Genomic DNA, 1,604 nt, shown 5'->3' with positions numbered 1-1,604 from the left:
TGCTCACGCAGCTCATCATGGTGATCGTGGCGGGGAGATCGTCCGTCACCGCGCCACCTGGTGGCGCGTCAGTACGAGCAGGGCCCGCACCAGCGCGGTCGCGTGCCGCGGATGCATGCGCACCTTGGTAAGGATCCGGAAGGTCTTCAGGCTTGCGAAGCCGTGCTCGACCGGTGCCCGTAGGCTGCTGATCAGCCGGTTCACGACCTTCTTCGGCGAGGAGAGGCGCTTGCCGCCGCTCGCCTTGAACCCGGTGATGACCGCCGGCTGCTCGGATTCGCCGTCGTCCAGGCCGACGAAGCCCAGGTCGGCGATCGCCCCCAGCTCAAACTCGCGCAGCCGCGCGCACAGCTTCTCGTAGCGGGCGGCCGTGATCTCGCTGCAGGCGCCGCGGCGGGCCGAGGAGATCCACAGCAGCCGCCCCTTCGCATCGGTCAGGGCGAGGAAGAGCAGGCCGTGCGCCTTGTGCTTGCCCGAGTAGTTCTTCCGGTTCGCCTGACCGGTTCGTCGCCGGGTACGGATCAACGTGCCGTCCAGCAGCACCAGGCACCCGCTGTCCTTGGCCACTTTCGCCAGCGCGCGGTCCAGACGCGGGGCCCGTGCGGCCAGCAGGCCGATCACCTCCAGCACCCAGCGCCGCACCGTGGAGACCGACACCGAAGCGCCGCCGGCCAGATCGGCCAGCCGCTCGTCGTTGCGCAGGTGGGCGAGCACGATCACCGCGATCCGCCCGTCGCTCAGGGCGCGCCACCGTGAGCGGATCTTCTTGCGGTGGGCGCGGATCAAAGAGACCACATGGTTGACGGTCGAAGTGGACAGCGGCAGGCGGACGGAGTAGACAAGGCTGATGCCGCCCCCGGCAGGGCTGGACTTGGTCTTCACACACCGCCCAACTCCCGCCGGGGGCACGCTCGTTACGGCCGAAATCGGCCCTTGCGCGGGGCCGGGCCGCGGGCTACCGGGGCAGGTAGCGCCCGGCGGGCGTGCGGGTGATCCAGCCGCGCTCGGACAGCTTGCGCAGCTTCCCGCGCACCGCCTCCACCTTCGCCGGCGCCAGATCCAGCCCCAACGCGCGGGCCACGTCCTTGGCCTGCAGCGGGCCGTCGCCGCCCGCGACGACCTCCATGATCGTCCGGTACTCGGCGGGCAGATCCTCGATCCGGCTCTCGGGGCCTCGCGGGCCGAACAGCAGCTGGCCCGCGGCACCCGGCGTCGCACCGGGGCTCTGCGCGGGCACGGCCGGGGCACCGCCGGTGGCTTCCTCCAGCGCCTGCTGCCAGACCGCGGCGTCGGGATGCCCCGCGTCGGCATCCTCCTGGTACTGCTGGTAGACGATCTCGGCTGCCTCCAGCCGGGCCACCTCGGCCTCGGTGTCGGCCAGCTGCTTGCGCAACTGCTCGGCGCGTGCTTCCAGCACAACGCGGCGTTCCAGCAGCCACACCATCAGGTTCTGGACCATGTCCCCTCTTTCGCGAGCCCGCCGTCGCGACCCTGCTCGCAGGGTAAGGGGACGAGTACGTAGCGTGCAGGAGATCCAGGAAGACGCCCCGACGCGGAGCGACAGATGATCTCCCCGCCACGATCACCATGATGAGCTGCGCGAG

2 protein-coding genes are annotated in these 1,604 nt (G+C 70.7%); both read right to left on the bottom strand.

Annotation, left to right across the window (positions count from 1 at the left end):
* Positions 1–45 precede the first annotated feature (45 nt).
* Positions 46–882 (bottom strand): transposase family protein, encoded by an 837-nt coding sequence (locus ACFPZI_RS37090; protein WP_381371570.1) that lies wholly within the window; start codon positions 880–882, stop codon positions 46–48.
* Between the two features lie 73 nt (positions 883–955).
* Positions 956–1,459, bottom strand: a complete 504-nt coding sequence (locus ACFPZI_RS37085) for a hypothetical protein (protein ID WP_381371569.1) — start codon at positions 1,457–1,459, stop codon at positions 956–958.
* Positions 1,460–1,604 lie beyond the last annotated feature (145 nt).

The sequence above is a fragment of the Streptomyces chlorus genome (genome assembly GCF_042655885.1).
GTDB lineage: Bacteria > Actinomycetota > Actinomycetes > Streptomycetales > Streptomycetaceae > Streptomyces > Streptomyces chlorus.
This window is presented reverse-complemented; position numbering and strand designations above follow the sequence as displayed.